A 14,574-nucleotide genomic window follows, 5' to 3' on the forward strand; every position below is an offset into this window, starting at 1 on the left:
AATACCGTCAAAACATTTAGTCAAAGGAGAGGCGTATGCGTGTAGTACACCAAGCCTCACCCTGGCGCTCTCTATTCCATGAGAATGGAACGCTTAATACCTCGGCGCTCAACGCGCCGTTAGATCATCTCTTCGCTAAACTCTTCGCAAATCACTCCTCGCCGCACACCTCTTTAGCGGAAGCCTACGCGTGGCAACTGCCGCTAGTGGAAACACTGGTGCATTATGACCTGCCCGCCTGGCGGATAAGCCAGATTATCAGTGACCACAATGCCCATCTCTATCGGCAGGCTATCGTACTATCCCAGGACGAAATGCAGGCGCAAGGGTGGGGTGCACCGCCAGTCGACTACTGCGTACTGCTGCTGGGTTCCGCGGCGCGCTTCGAGAGTCTGCTAGGCCCCGACCAGGATAATGCGCTGATTATTGACGATTACCCTGACTACCGGCATGTGGAGATCGACGGCTACTTTCAGGCCCTGGGCGAACGGTTTACCCAGCGCCTGGATGATGCAGGGATTCCACTCTGCCATGGTCATGTCATGGCGCGCTGGCCGATGTGGCGCAAACGGCTTAGCGAATGGCAAGCACAGCTTGAGATATGGAGCACTGATCGACAGGTAAAACGCGTCCAGCAGACCAATATCCTGCTCGATTTTGCCCCGGTAGCGGGCAATCCAGCGCTTGCTGCGCAGCTGGGGGAGAGCATCGCTTTGATACTGCCCAAAGCGTCACTGTTTATGGATGAAATGATGGCACTACTGGATGAGCTACCGGTGGCGCTGGATCGCTTTGGGCGCCTCGCCTCAAGCCCAGGCCTGGATGCTCCCCACGAGCACGCCATTAACCTTAAGCATCAAGGCTTGCTACCCTTGATCAGCGCAGCGCGCTTGCTCTGCCTGCGCCATGGGCTGCGTGATATAGCCACTCGCGAGCGATTGATCGCGCTCAGTCATAAGGCGGATGCGCTGACGTCGACTGAGTCGGCGTTGCTTGTCGCCGCTTTTGAGCGTCTGCAGCAGCGTCTATTGGATCAACAGCGGTATAACAAATCCCGTGGACAAGTCGCAGATGGTTGGGTTGACCTGCGGCGCCTACGCGAAGATGAGCGTCTACTGCTGAAGTTTGACCTGCAGCAGATTAAACGCTTGAGTTCTAGTGCTCAAAGCGGGGGGTAAAATAAATCAGCCTACATCGGTATACACAAGTGAGCGTGCTTTAGAGGCCGCTTGGAGCATGACGTCGGGCGGAAAATCAACGGGAGAAAATTGGCTCTCAGCTGCCTCTACATCATTGAGTAACTTACCTAATGAGCCTGTGCGTTGATTGATAGCATCTTCTATGAGTCGACCAAGTCTAATTTCCTTATTCATGAGCTCTGCACTAATACCGAGAATGGTAGGCATTAGCGAGAATAAACCGGCAATAAAGCTTTCTTGCTCATCTAGTCGGCGTTGGTCAGCCATCATTTCACAGGCAAAAGCACGAGTTAAGCCTTTGATAAGGTTTAGTTTGCTAACAGGGCTGTTGTTGGAGAGCATCACAATGGTGACCAGAGTACGTAGCTCTCTCAGCCCTATAATATGTAAACAATCAATCAGCTTAGTCGTGGGACGACGTGACCCCTTCTCCGCGGAATTGGCACGCTTGAATATTGCGCTCAGTAAGTAAGGATCCCTAGCTACTAACGTACTGATTTCAGAGAGGCGTACGTTGTCACTATACAGTGCAGAGAGTAACTGCATTTGGTTGGCGCGTGACGCTGAGAGACGAGCCGTTTGCGTTGGTTGGGTTTTGGGGCGTTCATAAAAATAGCCCTGGAAAAGAGTAAAACCAAGCGCTCTACACTGGTTAAACTCTTCCTGCGTTTCCACTCGTTCTGCCAGGAGCGTAACCCCTTCTTTATGCAGTTTTTTTATAAGTTCTTTAGGTATGCTATTGGAAATATCAAACTTGACGATGTCACAGAAGGGCAGAAAAGCATGGTTATGTTCATCTAAAACAAAATCATCTAATGCTAATTTAAAGCCTTGGCTTTTAATGTAGTGCAAGGCATCAATCACTTCTTTCGTGGGTGGGGTATCCTCGAGAACCTCAATCACTATTTGCTGGCTAGGCAGCCCAGTCAGGTCTGGATTGGTGAGCCATTCCGCGGAAGCATTAATAAACAGCTGGCGTGAACCGCAAAGTTTATCCAGGCCAATTTCATAAACAGCAATTGCACATGCTCTAGCGGTGGCTTGGACATTATCAATAACGTCGGCGGTCTGGTTTGTTGCATTAGCACGATAAAGAAGTTCGTCGGCGACATGGCGTAGCTGAGCATCAACGATTGGCTGTATCGCAATAGTATACTCGTTGGTGCTGGCTTGTTGAGGAGGGGGACACTCATTTTTCATCGGCTCATCCACGGCATGCTGCTTTAGGCGAAAGTAGAATTCTGAAATAAAGAATAACTTAGTTTAAGTGAGCAAAGCTAGCCGTTGTAACCAATATGTGATCAACGCTTTACTTCATCCGGCGCGGCGGGGAGTTCCAGCGTTAAGCAGGCGCCACCAAAGGTTTTGGCATCTTCAACCCAGAGCCGCCCACCCAAGTGGGCGATAATGCCCCGACTAATCGGCAGACCTAAGCCGCTGCCTCTTGGTCGGCCACGGGGGATATCGTCATCCTGCTGAATTTGATGGAATTTTTCAAAGACTCGTTCACGTTCATCTTCGCTAATACCCGCACCATTATCCTCGACGCTTAGCCGGAAATGACGGCGATGGCGGTAAAGCGTAAGGCGTACTTTTGGCTGTTCCCGGTCGGCAAACTTACCTGCATTATCCAGCAGGTTAATAATCACCTGCTCTAAACGGTCATGGTCGCCCACCACCATCGCTGGATCTACTTCTAAGCTGACCTCCAGCACAATGCCGCGCTCTTCATGCAGATGGGCAATGGCATCGATGCTGTGCCGGGTCAGGGCGGCAAGGTCGAGGGGCACCGGATTAAGTGTTAAACGACCACTCTCCAGGCGGGCAAGATCGAGGATCTCCTCAATTAAACGCGACAGCCGCTGGCTTTCGTGAACAATGACACCCAGAAAATGCTGGCGCTTCTCGTCAGGTAGCTGTCCGCTATCGCGCAAGATTTCCGCAAAGGCACGGATGGAGGTGAGCGGCGTGCGCAGCTCGTGGCTGACCATGGCGACAAACTCATCTTTCAAGCGATCCAGCTCACGTAGCCGCTCGTTGGCGCTACGCAGCTCTTCGCCGATTTTCACCAGTTCCTGGGACTTCTGCTCCAAACGGCGGTTGTACTCCAGGGTTTGTGAGGTCGTATCCAGAATGCTTAGAATCGACTCAATATCCAATGCTTCACCGCGCACTACCGAGTTGATCAGCACTCGCGCTGAGGAGCTGCCCAGTGCTCCCGCCAGCGCCTGTTCGGCGCGGGTAATCAACTCGGCGGTGGCGGGCTCATCTGCCGCGTAAGCGCTTTTGCTACCGCTATGGTTAAACACGCGGCGGGTCGTCTGGGCACCCAAATAGCGAACGAGCAGCTCTTTGAGTGCCCCTTGGGTAGTTTGCCCGCGCCAAAGTGACGTCGATAGCGAGCTGGTTTGTAGGTTAGGGTGCATCGCTTCAGTGAACAGCGCTGCCTGGGTTTGCTCAAGAGGCGTGGGGCGGGTAAACAGCGAGACACCTACCAATAACCCCACATTGGCCAACATGCTCCAGAGCAGCGAATGGGTGTAAATATCCCAATTTTCGAGCCCGAATAAGCCGTAGGGCATCAGCCAGGCAATTCCCCAGGGGCCTTCAGTGAGCAGAGAAGCATTCAACCAGCCAGACTGGGCAAACCCAGGTAGCAGCAGCGTGTAGCACCAGATTAAGAACCCGGCGATTAAGCCAACGGTGGCGCCTTGGCGAGTAGCGCCGCGCCAATATAGGCCAATTAAAAGTGCCGGGGCAAACTGCGCTGCCCCGGCAAACGAGACCAGCCCAATCGTCACTAAACTATAGGAGTCGCCAATCAGCGCATGGTAGAGATAGCCAAGCAGCAGAATCAGCACGATAGCGACGCGGCGAATACCCAATAGCCAACCGGCAAGCTCGCCTTTGGTACTTAGGTGCAGCCGCCGTGAGCGCAGCAACAGGGGCATCACCAGCTGGTTGCTGACCATGGTGGAGAGCGCAATGGTCTCGACAATCACCATACCTGTCGCTGCCGATAGGCCACCAATAAACACCAGTAGCGGCAGGCCTTCTAAACCGGCTGAAAGGGGCAGGGTCAGCACGAAGCTATCCGGGTCACCCGCGCTGACGCCAAGCAGCAGACCCGCCAAGGCAATGGGAATAACGAACAGATTAATCAGCAGCATATAGAGGGGAAATAGCCAGCTTGCGCGAGCTAAGTGCGCCTCATCGACATTTTCGACCACCAATACCTGAAATTGCCGAGGCAGAGTTAAAAAGGCCAGAAAGGCCAGCACCAGCATACCTACCCAGCCAGTGACGCCACCGGGAACGCTGTCCAAGCGCATGCTATCGATAAGGGCCGGCGTGGCCGCTACCTGGGCAAATAACGCGGTGGGGCCTGCAAACATCACGAACACCACGAATACGCCAACGGCCGTAAAGGCCACCAGTTTGACGATAGATTCCACCGCAATGGCCGCCACCATTCCTTCATGACGCTCGCTGGCATCCAGGTGGCGCGTGCCAAACAGGATAATAAACACGGCTAATACCAGGGCGACCCAGAGGGACTTGTCCATCCAGAAATGTTCATCCATCAAGGTGGTATCGGCTGCACGGGGATAATTGATCAGCACCGCGTGGCTGACGGTAATCGCTTTTAGCTGCAGGGCGATATAGGGGGTGATACTAATCAGCGCCATCAGCGCAACAAGGGCGCCTAAACTGGTGCTTTTGCCATAGCGGGCGCTGATAAAGTCGGCAATCGAGGTGATCCGCTGTCGCGCGGCGATGCGCACCATCTTGCGGATGACAAAGGGAGCCAGCAGCATCGCCAGCGTCGGCCCCAGGTAGATGAGTAAAAAGCTGGGGCCATATTCGGCGGCGCGGCCAACGCTGCCGTAGAACGTCCAGGCCGTGCAGTAAACGGCGATAGAGAGGGCATATACCGTTGGCGAGCCAATGATCGAGCGACCCTGCTCCGCCCGCCGATCGCCCCAGGCGGCAACCACAAACAGCAGCGCCAGATAGCCAAAGGCGGTGCCGAGGATAATCGCCTCGCTACGCATGGTTAGCGGCCCGCACGCTGTTCCATAAGCCAGGCGGTCAAGCCGATTACCACTGTCCAGGCGATAAATAGGTAGAGCGGTAGCCAGCCCACGCTAACGGTGGGTAGTCGATCCACCACGATAATCAACGGCGGGCAGAACAGCAGCAAGGCAATCGCCACCAGGGCCACTAGACGCTCTGTTTGGCGTGATTTCATTGCGAACGGTTTCATCAGGCACTGGCATCCTGTCGGTCGAAGGCGTTGGCTTGCAGCGCTAACAACTGCTCAAGTGTATCGACACCGCGGGCTTCCAAGCGTGGCAACAGGGCTAGCCATAGCTCGGCGGTCACGCGGGCATCGCCTAATGCAGTGTGGCGGGTGCCCGGTGGAAAAGCCAGATCGTAGCGCTGGGCAAGGCTATCCAGATCATGCCCATCGAGAGCTTCGTCCAGTGCCCGGGAAATCAGCAGGGTATCGATCACAGGAATATCAAAGGCGACCCCTTTGTGGCTAATGGCGAGCAGATCAAAGGCGGCGTTATGGGCCAGCAGTACCGCTTCGCCGACATAGTCACGAAAGCGGGTCAGCACAATATCCAGCGGCGGCGCACCGACCACATCGGCATCGGTCAAGCCGTGAATCGCGGTGCTAGCGGGAGGAATAGGCCGCTGGGGGTCGACTTTTTGATCGAAGGCTTCGCTGGCCAATAAACGCGCGTTGACCACGCGACAGGCGCCAAGACTGATTACCGTATCGCCCCGGCGCAGCTCAAGCCCGGTGGTCTCCGTATCAAAGGCGACGATTTCCAGGCTGCGCAGCGTTCGGCTTGCCAGCGCTTCATCCGGCGGGGGCAGGTCGGCGATGCCAAAGTCATGGAATTCAGGGCGTGGCGGGGCGGTTTCCCGTGGGGCGCCGACGCGCTCCATGGCGGGCAGGGGGAGCCGCAGGCGTGAATAAATGCCATTATCGTCGGCCAGGCTCCAGATGTCGCTGGCGTGTTGGCGCAGCACATCGGCGACGCTGGGCGTCAACGGCAGTGAGTTGAGCGGCTGCTGGCGCCACACCGCCAGTTCATGCTCGGGGATCGCCTTACCTCGCCAAATAAGGTCGAGATAGACGCGTTTGTTACCCAGGCATATCTCACCTTCAAAGCCACTGTCAGGAAGGTGGGCATTGAGGTGTTTCACCAAAGAGTCAAACAGTGCGATCAAAGCGGGGGCGTCGCCTTTAAACCAGGCAGGCATGCCCACCGGAGTAATTAAGCGGTGCGCCGGATCAAGGCGCTCATCAAGCGCCTGCCAGAAGTCGTTTGACCACATCGGCGTTAAGCGCTCGCCCTGGTGCTGCATATCGTCGAGCAGTTGGCCGATTTTCGCTACGTTGTCGCCGAGCGTAGCGCCCTCTTCTTGAATAACCCGCTCAAAACGCTGACGTAAAGACGACGTGCTGGCATCGTTTTGGTTACGCAGTTGAATCAGGGCATCGGCGGCGCTGGTCAGGCTGGCGGTATGTTGACGCAGCGGTGTGAGCATATCGGCCAGTTCCGCTCTAACGCCCATTTCGCTCGACCAGGAGGCAGTGGCGTCGCTAAAGGTCAGCAGTGTTTCGCCATCGCTACCCGGCACGCGGCGTAAAATCACCTTGAGCCAGCGGTCGTCACAGGGGGCGAGTAATTCGCGCGGTGAGCCGTCGTTAGGTAGTTGGCCGAGCATTTGTTGTAGGCTCGCCACCGGTAGCAGCGCTTCCAAGCGTTTGCCCAGCCCTAGCCCGGTATTACCCGCAAAAAAGTCCTCTGCTGCCTGGTTGAACAGCATAAGTCGGCGGTGGTGATCGCACAGTAGCAGCGGCGTTTCGAGAACCTGCAGCAGCGTTTCCAACTCCTGGCGAATACGAGCCGCACTTCGCGCGCCGTCAGCGTGAGCGGTGGCTAAGCGGCTGCGGTCTGCTCGCCAGCTTTCGCGCACCCGGCGCAGGTCGGGCCCCAACCCTTTGAGCCAGCCTTCGGGAGGGTGTTCGTCCCGGGCATCGGGGTTGGCGACTAAGCGCGCCAACTGCACCTGCAAATGGCGCAGCGGTGTAAATAGCATGCGCTCAAGCAGTAAACCGACTAAAAAAATCGTTGCGCCACCGGAGAAGCTGCCTAGCCACAGTGCTATGCGCGTTACACCAGTGGGGGCAAGCTGGGCATCCAGCCAGGCGGCAAAAATGGCCCCGCCCAGCAAACTAATACCGCTAAGCAGTAGCCATAGACCAATCAGGCGCTGACGTTTGGGTAGCCCGACCCGGGTCATGGCTGCTCCTCGATCAGTAGCGCTTTGACTTTTTCCACCAGCGACTGGGTTGAGAAGGGTTTGGTGATGTAATCATCGGCGCCCAACGCCATGCCTTTCTCCCGCTCAACATCACGCCCGTGAGCGGTCAGCATGATAATCGGCAGTTGGGCGGTAGCCGCCTCGCCACGCAGCCGCTCTAACACGTCAAAGCCGCTAATCCCCGGTAGGCTAATATCGAGTAGCAGCAGATCGGGCTGGCTATCATTCACTCTTGCCAGAGCCTGTTCACCATCTTCGGCAGTGACGACCGCAAACCCTGCTTGCTCCATCAGGAATTCCAGCGATAAAACAATGTTGGGTTCGTCATCGACAACGAGCACTTTAGCCATGGAGCTCTCCTGCTTTTAGTTGTTTTAACCTTGCCTGGAGTCTAGATAGATCTTACGGGTCGGCCAAGACGACCTTGGCCGAATGCAGGCAAGACAGGGACTACTGTAAAAGAGCTTTCCAAAAGAGCTTTCAAGCGCGCTTTGTTACACTGCATGTCTCTTGGTCATGGCTTAGGGTGTTATGGCTTTCCACTGATTTGTTTGCTAGGGCTGTTAATGCGCGTATTACTGTTATCTGCCTATGAAGCGGTAAGTCATCGCTACTGGGCGGAGAGTTTGATGGACACTATTGGTGAGGTCAGTTGGACGTCGTTGAGCTTGCCGCCAAGACATTTTCGCTGGCGCATTCGCGGTAATCCGCTGAGCTGGATGTTAAAAGAGCAGGCTACGCTGAGTCAGCATTTCGATGTAGTTTTGGCTACGTCGATGGTTGATTTGGCAACGCTGGTCGGGCTTTTTCCTCACTTGGGACAAGCTAGAAAAATCGTCTATTTCCATGAAAACCAGTTTGCCTATCCGGAGTCGAGCGATCAGATACCACAAGTAGAGGCCAAGATGGTCAATCTTTATACGGCGTTGGCGGCGGATAGCGTGGTGTTTAACAGCGCCTATAATCGCGACTCTTTTATCGATGGCGCGCGAGCCTTTCTGAAAAAAATGCCGGAAAACCTCCCCGCGGTTAAGCCCTTAGAGGCGCTGCGTTCGCGTGCCCAGGTGTTGCCGGTACCCATCCCTGTTAGCAATAAAACGTCTCGCGTTGCAACGATGCCCCATCGTATCGTTTGGAATCATCGCTGGGAGTATGACAAAAACCCCGATGATTTTTTTGCCGTGCTGTTTGCCTTGAGCGACGCCGGGGTCTCATTTGAGCTAGCGGTACTGGGTCAGCGTTTTCGTCAAGCCCCGGCTATTTTTGCCGAGGCCGAGCAGCGCTTAGCCAAGCATATTGTGGCTTGGGGGCCGCAGCCGGAGGAGGCGTATCGCGAGCTGCTGGATAGTGCCGGTATTGTGGTATCGACGACATGGCATGAGTTTCAGGGCTTGGCGATTATGGAGGCGGCTCAGCGCGGGGCGCTGCCACTGGTGCCTGACCGGCTCTGTTTCCCCGCTCTCTACCCGCCAGTCTATCGTTACGACGGTACGCGGGAGGGGCTGTACGATCGACTCAGTGCCTGGCTAACCGACCCCGCAGCTCGTCCAGAACCCCTTGAGAGCACCGCTTGGGAGTGGCCCGCATGGCGCGAAGCTTACCGTCAGTTGCTGATGGGTTCGACTTAATAGCTTGGGCTTTCGTTAGTCGTTAAGCAATCTCGGTTTTTTCCTTAAACTCGCACAGATCCTCAATGATACAGCTACCGCAGCGGGGTTTGCGGGCAATGCAGGTGTAACGGCCGTGCAGAATCAGCCAGTGGTGAGCATCGTGAAGAAACCCTTTTGGCACATGGCGCAGTAGTTTTTGCTCCACCTCAACGACATTTTTGCCTTTCGCGATACCGGTGCGGTTGGATACCCGGAAGATATGCGTATCCACTGCCATGGTGGGCTGGCCAAAGGCGGTATTGAGAATCACGTTGGCGGTTTTACGGCCGACCCCCGGCAAGGCCTCTAACGCTTGGCGGGTGTTGGGTACCTCGCCGCCGTGTTGATTGACCAGTATATGGCAGGTTTTCATCAGGTTTTCGGCTTTGGTGTTGTAGAGACCGATGGTTTTGATATGCGCTTTAAGTTCGTCGATACCTAAATCAATAATCGCCTGGGGCGTATTGGCAACAGGGTAAAGTCGTGCGGTGGCTTTATTCACCCCCACATCGGTGGCTTGAGCAGAAAGCAGGACAGCGGCAAGCAGTTCAAACGGCGTGTTCCAATTTAGCTCGGTAGTGGGGCGAGGATTTTCCGCCTGAAGGCGAGCAAAAATTTCATGGCGCTTTTGGGCATTCATGGCGGTTCTCTTGGTCTAATTATCCCAGTTGTGTACTTAACGACTATTTATATGTCGACTATTTAATCGTACCGGTGACCCGCACGCGGCGATCGGCGCGCGGAGTGGCAGCCACTGGTCGGGCACGGGCAGCGCTGCGTTGGTCGATGACGTTTTTCAGGGCGATTAACATACCCGCCACAAAAAACGCCCCCGGCGGCAGCACGAAAAACAGGAACTGGTAGTCGTCGGCAATGGTGAGTTGCCAATGGGCCGCACCAGGCCCAAACAGTAGTGCCATACCGCTAAACAGTGTGCCCTGGCCGAGTAGCTCGCGTAGCGCGCCAAGCACGACCAGTACCGCGCCAAAACCGAGTCCCATCATAAAGCCGTCGATAGCCGCTGGAAGAACCGGCTGGCGGGAGGCAAAGGCGTCGGCGCGGCCGAGAATGGCGCAGTTGGTGACAATCAGCGGAATAAAAATCCCCAATACCTGGTAGAGCGGGTAGGCATAGGCGGCCATCAGCAGCTCTGCGCAGGTAACAAAGGCGGCAATCACCATCACAAATGCGGGCAGGCGCACTGCGCTGGGCACCTGGTGACGAATCAGTGAAATCGCCGTGCTGGCGCCCACCATCACCAGTAGCGTGGCCAGCGCCAGCCCCAGCGCATTGACGACGCTGCCGCTGACCGCCAGCAGTGGGCAGAGCCCCAGCAATTGAACCAGTGCGGGGTTGTTTGACCAAAGGCCGCTGCGGGCAAGTTCGCGCCACTGGCTCATAGGGAGGGCTCCTCAAATGACATTGGTAGCGGTGTATCGGCGGCGTACTGAAGCGCTTTATGCACCGCGTTCACCACGGCCCTGGGGGTAATCGTCGCACCGGTAAAGGCATCAAACTGGCCGCCGTCTTTAGCCACTGCCCAGCCGCCCTGCGGTAAGCTATCTAATCCCAGACCGTTAAAGTTAGTGATCCAGTCGCTGCGGCTGCGCTCAATATCATCGCCCAGGCCAGGGGTTTCCTGGTGCTGGGTAACGCGCACGCCGGTAATACGCTGTTGTTTATCAATGCCTACCAGTAGGCGGATTTCGCCGTTATACCCCTGCCGCGTTATGACCGGCAAAATCACTGCGCTGCTCTCGTTACTGTTCTCGTTACTGCTCTCGTTAATAGTCTCGCTATCACTCACCCACCAGCCTTGGCTATCGCTCTGAAGCCCTAGCGCTTCTGGATTGGGAAGCGTAAAAGTGCTTTCCAGTACTTGGGTAACGGGCGTGTTCGCCAGCGATTGGGGCAGCACTTCTTGAAGCTGGCGGTGCTGGTAAGCCAACTGATGCGTTTCTATACGTTCGGCGGTAAGCGCGCGGGTAAGCGCGACACTGCCCGCGGTGACCAGCGCAAAGGCCCCCAGCGCAAAGGCGCCGCGCTGCATGGCCTGGAAGAGAGTCATAGTCGCTCTCCTGGCTTTCCTGATGTGGCTTTTGGCTGACCGGTGGGGCGCGGTACGCTATACAGGTCGAGTAGCGGCACGCACAGGTTCATTAACAGCACCGCAAAGGCCACCGCATCGGGGTAGCCGCCAAAGGTGCGGATAGTGATCACCAGCGCGCCAATGCCCACGCCATAGAGTAACTTACCGCGTCGACTGGTGGCGGCGGAAACCGGATCGGTGGCAATAAAAAAAGCCCCAAATAGCGTTGCCCCGGTAAGCAGGTGAAATAGCGGCGAGGCAAAGTGGCTGGGGTCGCTGAGGTAAAATAGCGTGGCAAGTACCACCAAACTTCCCACCATCGCCACCGGGATATGCCAGCTAATAATCCTCTTCGCCAGCAACAATACGCCACCCGCTAACCACGCAAGGCCCACCCATCGCCAGGCATTCAGAGTGCCTTCCGGCAGGGGGCTGGTCGCCCAGAACTCGCTGGCAAGTACCGCGTCGCCTTTGTGTTTAAAGGCATCAAGCGGAGTGGCACCGCTCAAACTATCCAGCTGGGCGGTCGGCAGCGTTCCAGCGATTTGCGCCCATAGGCCATCCGGTATGAGTCCCTGGGGCGGTGCCCATAGCGTCATATAGGTAGGAAAGGACACCAGTAGCAGCGCATAGCCCACCATGGCGGGGTTAAAGGGGTTATGGCCCAAGCCGCCGTATAGCTGCTTGGCGACCACGATGGCCGCGATCATACCCACGCCGATAAGCCACCAAGGGCTGGCAGGGGGCAGTGACGCGCCCAGTAAAACGCCGGTAAGTAGGGCGCTTGAGTCATTCAACATTACGCGAATGGGCCGCCTGCGTAGGCGCAGCACGGCGGCTTCAAGGGCGACTCCAAATGCCGCGGCCAGTAGCACATTGCTGATGACACCGAGGCCAAAGAAGTAGCTCATGGTGGCGATACCAGGCAGCGTCGCAATGATCACCCAGCGCATTAGGCTCGCTGTTGGCGGCACGTTAGTCGCCTTCGCGGCATCGTTAACGCCTGAGGCGTGCATCATGCTCATGGTGACTCCTTACTAGCGCTGTCGGGTGACTGCTGTTCACGCGCCTGGGCAAGCTGCCATTCGGCCGCCTTTAAGTTCTCCTGGGCGGTGGCAAGCTGCATTTCTAAATCATCCAGGGATTGTTTGGGATCTTCCTGGGCCACCCGCGCCAGGGTTTTTTCCGCTTTTTTGACCGATGCTTTAGCGGCAGCATGGGCAATCCGCAGGCCGCGTAAATCGACTTTTTCGCTGCTGGATGTGGCCGTGTTAGAGGGGCGCCGTTGTTGCGCCTGCCGGGCTTGCTTGCGTGCCTGTTTTTCAGCCTCTTCCCGAGCGAGCCGTGCTTGGCGGAACTCAAAACGGTGTTTGGCGTGCTCGGCTTTAGTGGCTTCAATCCTCTGCAGGCGTAGTCGGCTTTTGGCTTCGCGGTAATCCACAACCAGCGGAATATGGCTGGGGCACACATAGCTGCAGGCGCCGCACTCAATGCAGTCAAACAGGTGGTAGCGCTCCAGCTTGGTATCGTCTTGAGCGCGGGCGTACCAATGCAGCTGCTGTGGCAGCAGCGCCACCGGGCAAACACTTTCGCACTCACCGCAGCGTATGCAGGGCGACTCTGCTGGGGGCGGCGGTAGCTCATCAAGGGTGGCGGCGATCAAGCAGTTAGTCAGCTTGGTAACCGGCGTATCCAGCGTCAGCAGCGGTGTGCCCATCATGGGGCCGCCCTGAATCACTTGGTTTAGCGCCGAGTGATTCACTCCCGCTTCCTCAAGCAGTTCCTTGACCGAAGTGCCCAGGCGTACCCAGCGGTTGCCGGGCTGGGCAATGGCTTCCCCAGTGAGCGTGACGATTCTTGAAACCAGCGGCTGACCATCGAGCACCGCGTGTAGAATCGCCAGCAGGGTGCCGGGGTTATGGCACAGTACCCCCACATCAGCGGGCAGCCCGCCACTGGGTACATTGAGATCTAACAGCTTTTTAATTAGCTGGCGCTCGCCGCCGCTGGGGTAGCGGGTGGGGATGACTGTTAGCTCGACCGGCACTGGTTGACTATCAGCCAGGGCTTGCTGCAGGGCTCCAATGGCCTCGGGTTTGTTGTCTTCAATGCCAATAACGATATGCCGCGCGCCACACAGTTTGGCGATGATCTGCGCTCCTTCAAGTATCTCGCCAGGGTAGTGGCGTAGAGCAAGGTCATCGGCGGTGATATAGGGCTCGCACTCGGCGGCGTTGATCACCAGGGTGTCAATCGCATGCCGTTCGTCCACTCGCGCTTTGATATGGCTGGGAAACCCCGCTCCGCCTAAGCCGACAATGCCACTTTCGTTTAAACGCTCCAGCAACTCATGGCGCCCGGCACTGCGCCAGTCGAGGCTGGGCAGCCGGAACCACTCATCTTGCCCATCGCTTTCAATGGTGATTTGGGCTGTAGTGACCTCGGTGACCGTGCCGCTTATGCTGGTGTGCAGGTTGCTGGAGATCATGCCTTCACGATTGGCAATCACACTGCCGACTTTTACTCTATCTCCCGGTGCCACACAGGGCGTGGCGGGTTGGCCGCTGTGCTGCTGTAGCGGCAGCGTCACTCGACTGGGCAGCGGCGCTTCAATCAGCGTTGCCTGGCTAGAGCGCTGTTTCCGTTCAGGAAGATAAACGCCACCAGGAAAGTCATAGGCGCTCGGCATGAAGACCCCCTGGGGCAGGTTGGCGGTCGCTGACAATTAATTCCGGCGAAGGCGTTATGATCGGCTGCCACTGGGTGAGCGGTGCTGAGCGAGGCAGCATATCAATACAGTCCACGGGGCAAGGGTCAAGACAAAGATCGCAGCCGGTGCACTCGTCTTCAATCACGGTGTGCATCAATTTAGCCGCGCCAATAATGGCATCCACCGGGCAGGCCTGAATGCACTTGGTGCAACCAATGCACTCCGCTTCGCGAATAAACGCTACCTTGGTTTCGCTCTGGGCGTCGCCGTCAAGTGGCTCAGGTTCGCGACCGAGAAGATCAGCAAGGGCGTGAATGGTCGCTTCACCGCCGGGTGGGCATTTATTCAGCGCATCGCCCTGATTGATTGCTTCAGCGTAAGGGCGGCAGCCAGGGTAGCCGCACTGGCCGCACTGGGTTTGTGGCAGTAGCGCATCAATCTGCTCAACTAATGGATTATCTTCGCGTTTGAAGCGCTCGCTAACCACGCCCAAAAGCGCCCCGAAAATAATACCCAGTCCGGTAAGCACTCCCACCGTACTGAGAATGCCCCACCACGAAAAGGTGTCACTCATGGCGG

13 protein-coding genes are annotated in these 14,574 nt (G+C 56.6%); 2 read left to right on the plus strand and 11 right to left on the minus strand.

The genetic code is table 11. The features are described from left to right. The first annotated feature begins 35 nt into the window (after window positions 1–35). Window positions 36–1,178, plus strand: coding sequence for a DUF294 nucleotidyltransferase-like domain-containing protein (locus tag QT231_RS00225; protein ID WP_308334957.1), 1,143 nt, complete (start codon window positions 36–38; stop codon window positions 1,176–1,178). A 6-nt stretch (window positions 1,179–1,184) separates the two neighbouring features. On the opposite strand, the gene QT231_RS00230 is transcribed toward QT231_RS00225, so the two are convergent. The 5 genes from QT231_RS00230 to QT231_RS00250 form a co-directional block, all read right to left on the minus strand. Further along, complete coding sequence (locus tag QT231_RS00230) at window positions 1,185–2,411, minus strand: EAL domain-containing protein (protein WP_308334958.1); 1,227 nt, start codon at window positions 2,409–2,411, stop codon at window positions 1,185–1,187. An 89-nt stretch (window positions 2,412–2,500) separates the two neighbouring features. Continuing rightward, window positions 2,501–5,254: a sensor histidine kinase gene (locus QT231_RS00235; protein ID WP_308334959.1), complete on the minus strand. Its 2,754-nt coding sequence runs from the start codon at window positions 5,252–5,254 to the stop codon at window positions 2,501–2,503. A 2-nt stretch (window positions 5,255–5,256) separates the two neighbouring features. Then, window positions 5,257–5,466 (minus strand): hypothetical protein, encoded by a 210-nt coding sequence (locus tag QT231_RS00240; RefSeq protein ID WP_308322903.1) that lies wholly within the window; start codon window positions 5,464–5,466, stop codon window positions 5,257–5,259. Next, complete coding sequence (locus QT231_RS00245; protein ID WP_308334960.1) at window positions 5,466–7,526, minus strand: 3'-5' exonuclease; 2,061 nt, start codon at window positions 7,524–7,526, stop codon at window positions 5,466–5,468. Before QT231_RS00245 ends, QT231_RS00240 begins: the two co-directional genes overlap by 1 nt. After that, entirely contained in the window at window positions 7,523–7,897 is a 375-nt protein-coding gene (locus QT231_RS00250; protein WP_308334961.1) for a response regulator, read from the minus strand. The genes QT231_RS00245 and QT231_RS00250 overlap by 4 nt, the downstream gene beginning before the upstream one ends. Window positions 7,898–8,113: 216 nt before the next feature. Between QT231_RS00250 and QT231_RS00255 the strand changes: the two genes are divergently transcribed. Beyond that, window positions 8,114–9,175: a DUF3524 domain-containing protein gene (locus QT231_RS00255; protein ID WP_308334962.1), complete on the plus strand. Its 1,062-nt coding sequence runs from the start codon at window positions 8,114–8,116 to the stop codon at window positions 9,173–9,175. A gap of 22 nt (window positions 9,176–9,197) precedes the next feature. Here QT231_RS00255 and nth read toward each other — a convergent pair whose 3' ends face one another. The 6 genes from nth to rsxB are packed head-to-tail and all read right to left on the minus strand — an operon-like array spanning window position 9,198 to window position 14,569. Continuing rightward, window positions 9,198–9,836 (minus strand): endonuclease III, encoded by a 639-nt coding sequence (gene nth, locus QT231_RS00260; protein WP_308334963.1) that lies wholly within the window; start codon window positions 9,834–9,836, stop codon window positions 9,198–9,200. 58 nt (window positions 9,837–9,894) lie between these two features. Then, window positions 9,895–10,596: an electron transport complex subunit E gene (locus tag QT231_RS00265; RefSeq protein ID WP_308334964.1), complete on the minus strand. Its 702-nt coding sequence runs from the start codon at window positions 10,594–10,596 to the stop codon at window positions 9,895–9,897. Then, entirely contained in the window at window positions 10,593–11,264 is a 672-nt protein-coding gene (gene rsxG / locus QT231_RS00270; protein WP_308334965.1) for an electron transport complex subunit RsxG, read from the minus strand. Before rsxG ends, QT231_RS00265 begins: the two co-directional genes overlap by 4 nt. Beyond that, complete coding sequence (locus QT231_RS00275; RefSeq protein ID WP_308334966.1) at window positions 11,261–12,310, minus strand: RnfABCDGE type electron transport complex subunit D; 1,050 nt, start codon at window positions 12,308–12,310, stop codon at window positions 11,261–11,263. Before QT231_RS00275 ends, rsxG begins: the two co-directional genes overlap by 4 nt. Continuing rightward, window positions 12,307–13,974: an electron transport complex subunit RsxC gene (rsxC, locus tag QT231_RS00280; RefSeq protein ID WP_308334967.1), complete on the minus strand. Its 1,668-nt coding sequence runs from the start codon at window positions 13,972–13,974 to the stop codon at window positions 12,307–12,309. Before rsxC ends, QT231_RS00275 begins: the two co-directional genes overlap by 4 nt. Next, window positions 13,958–14,569, minus strand: a complete 612-nt coding sequence (gene rsxB / locus QT231_RS00285) for an electron transport complex subunit RsxB (RefSeq protein WP_308334968.1) — start codon at window positions 14,567–14,569, stop codon at window positions 13,958–13,960. The genes rsxC and rsxB overlap by 17 nt, the downstream gene beginning before the upstream one ends. Window positions 14,570–14,574: the final 5 nt, after the last annotated feature.

Source organism: Halomonas sp. SpR1, from assembly GCF_031010175.1.
Taxonomy (GTDB): Bacteria; Pseudomonadota; Gammaproteobacteria; order Pseudomonadales; family Halomonadaceae; genus Vreelandella.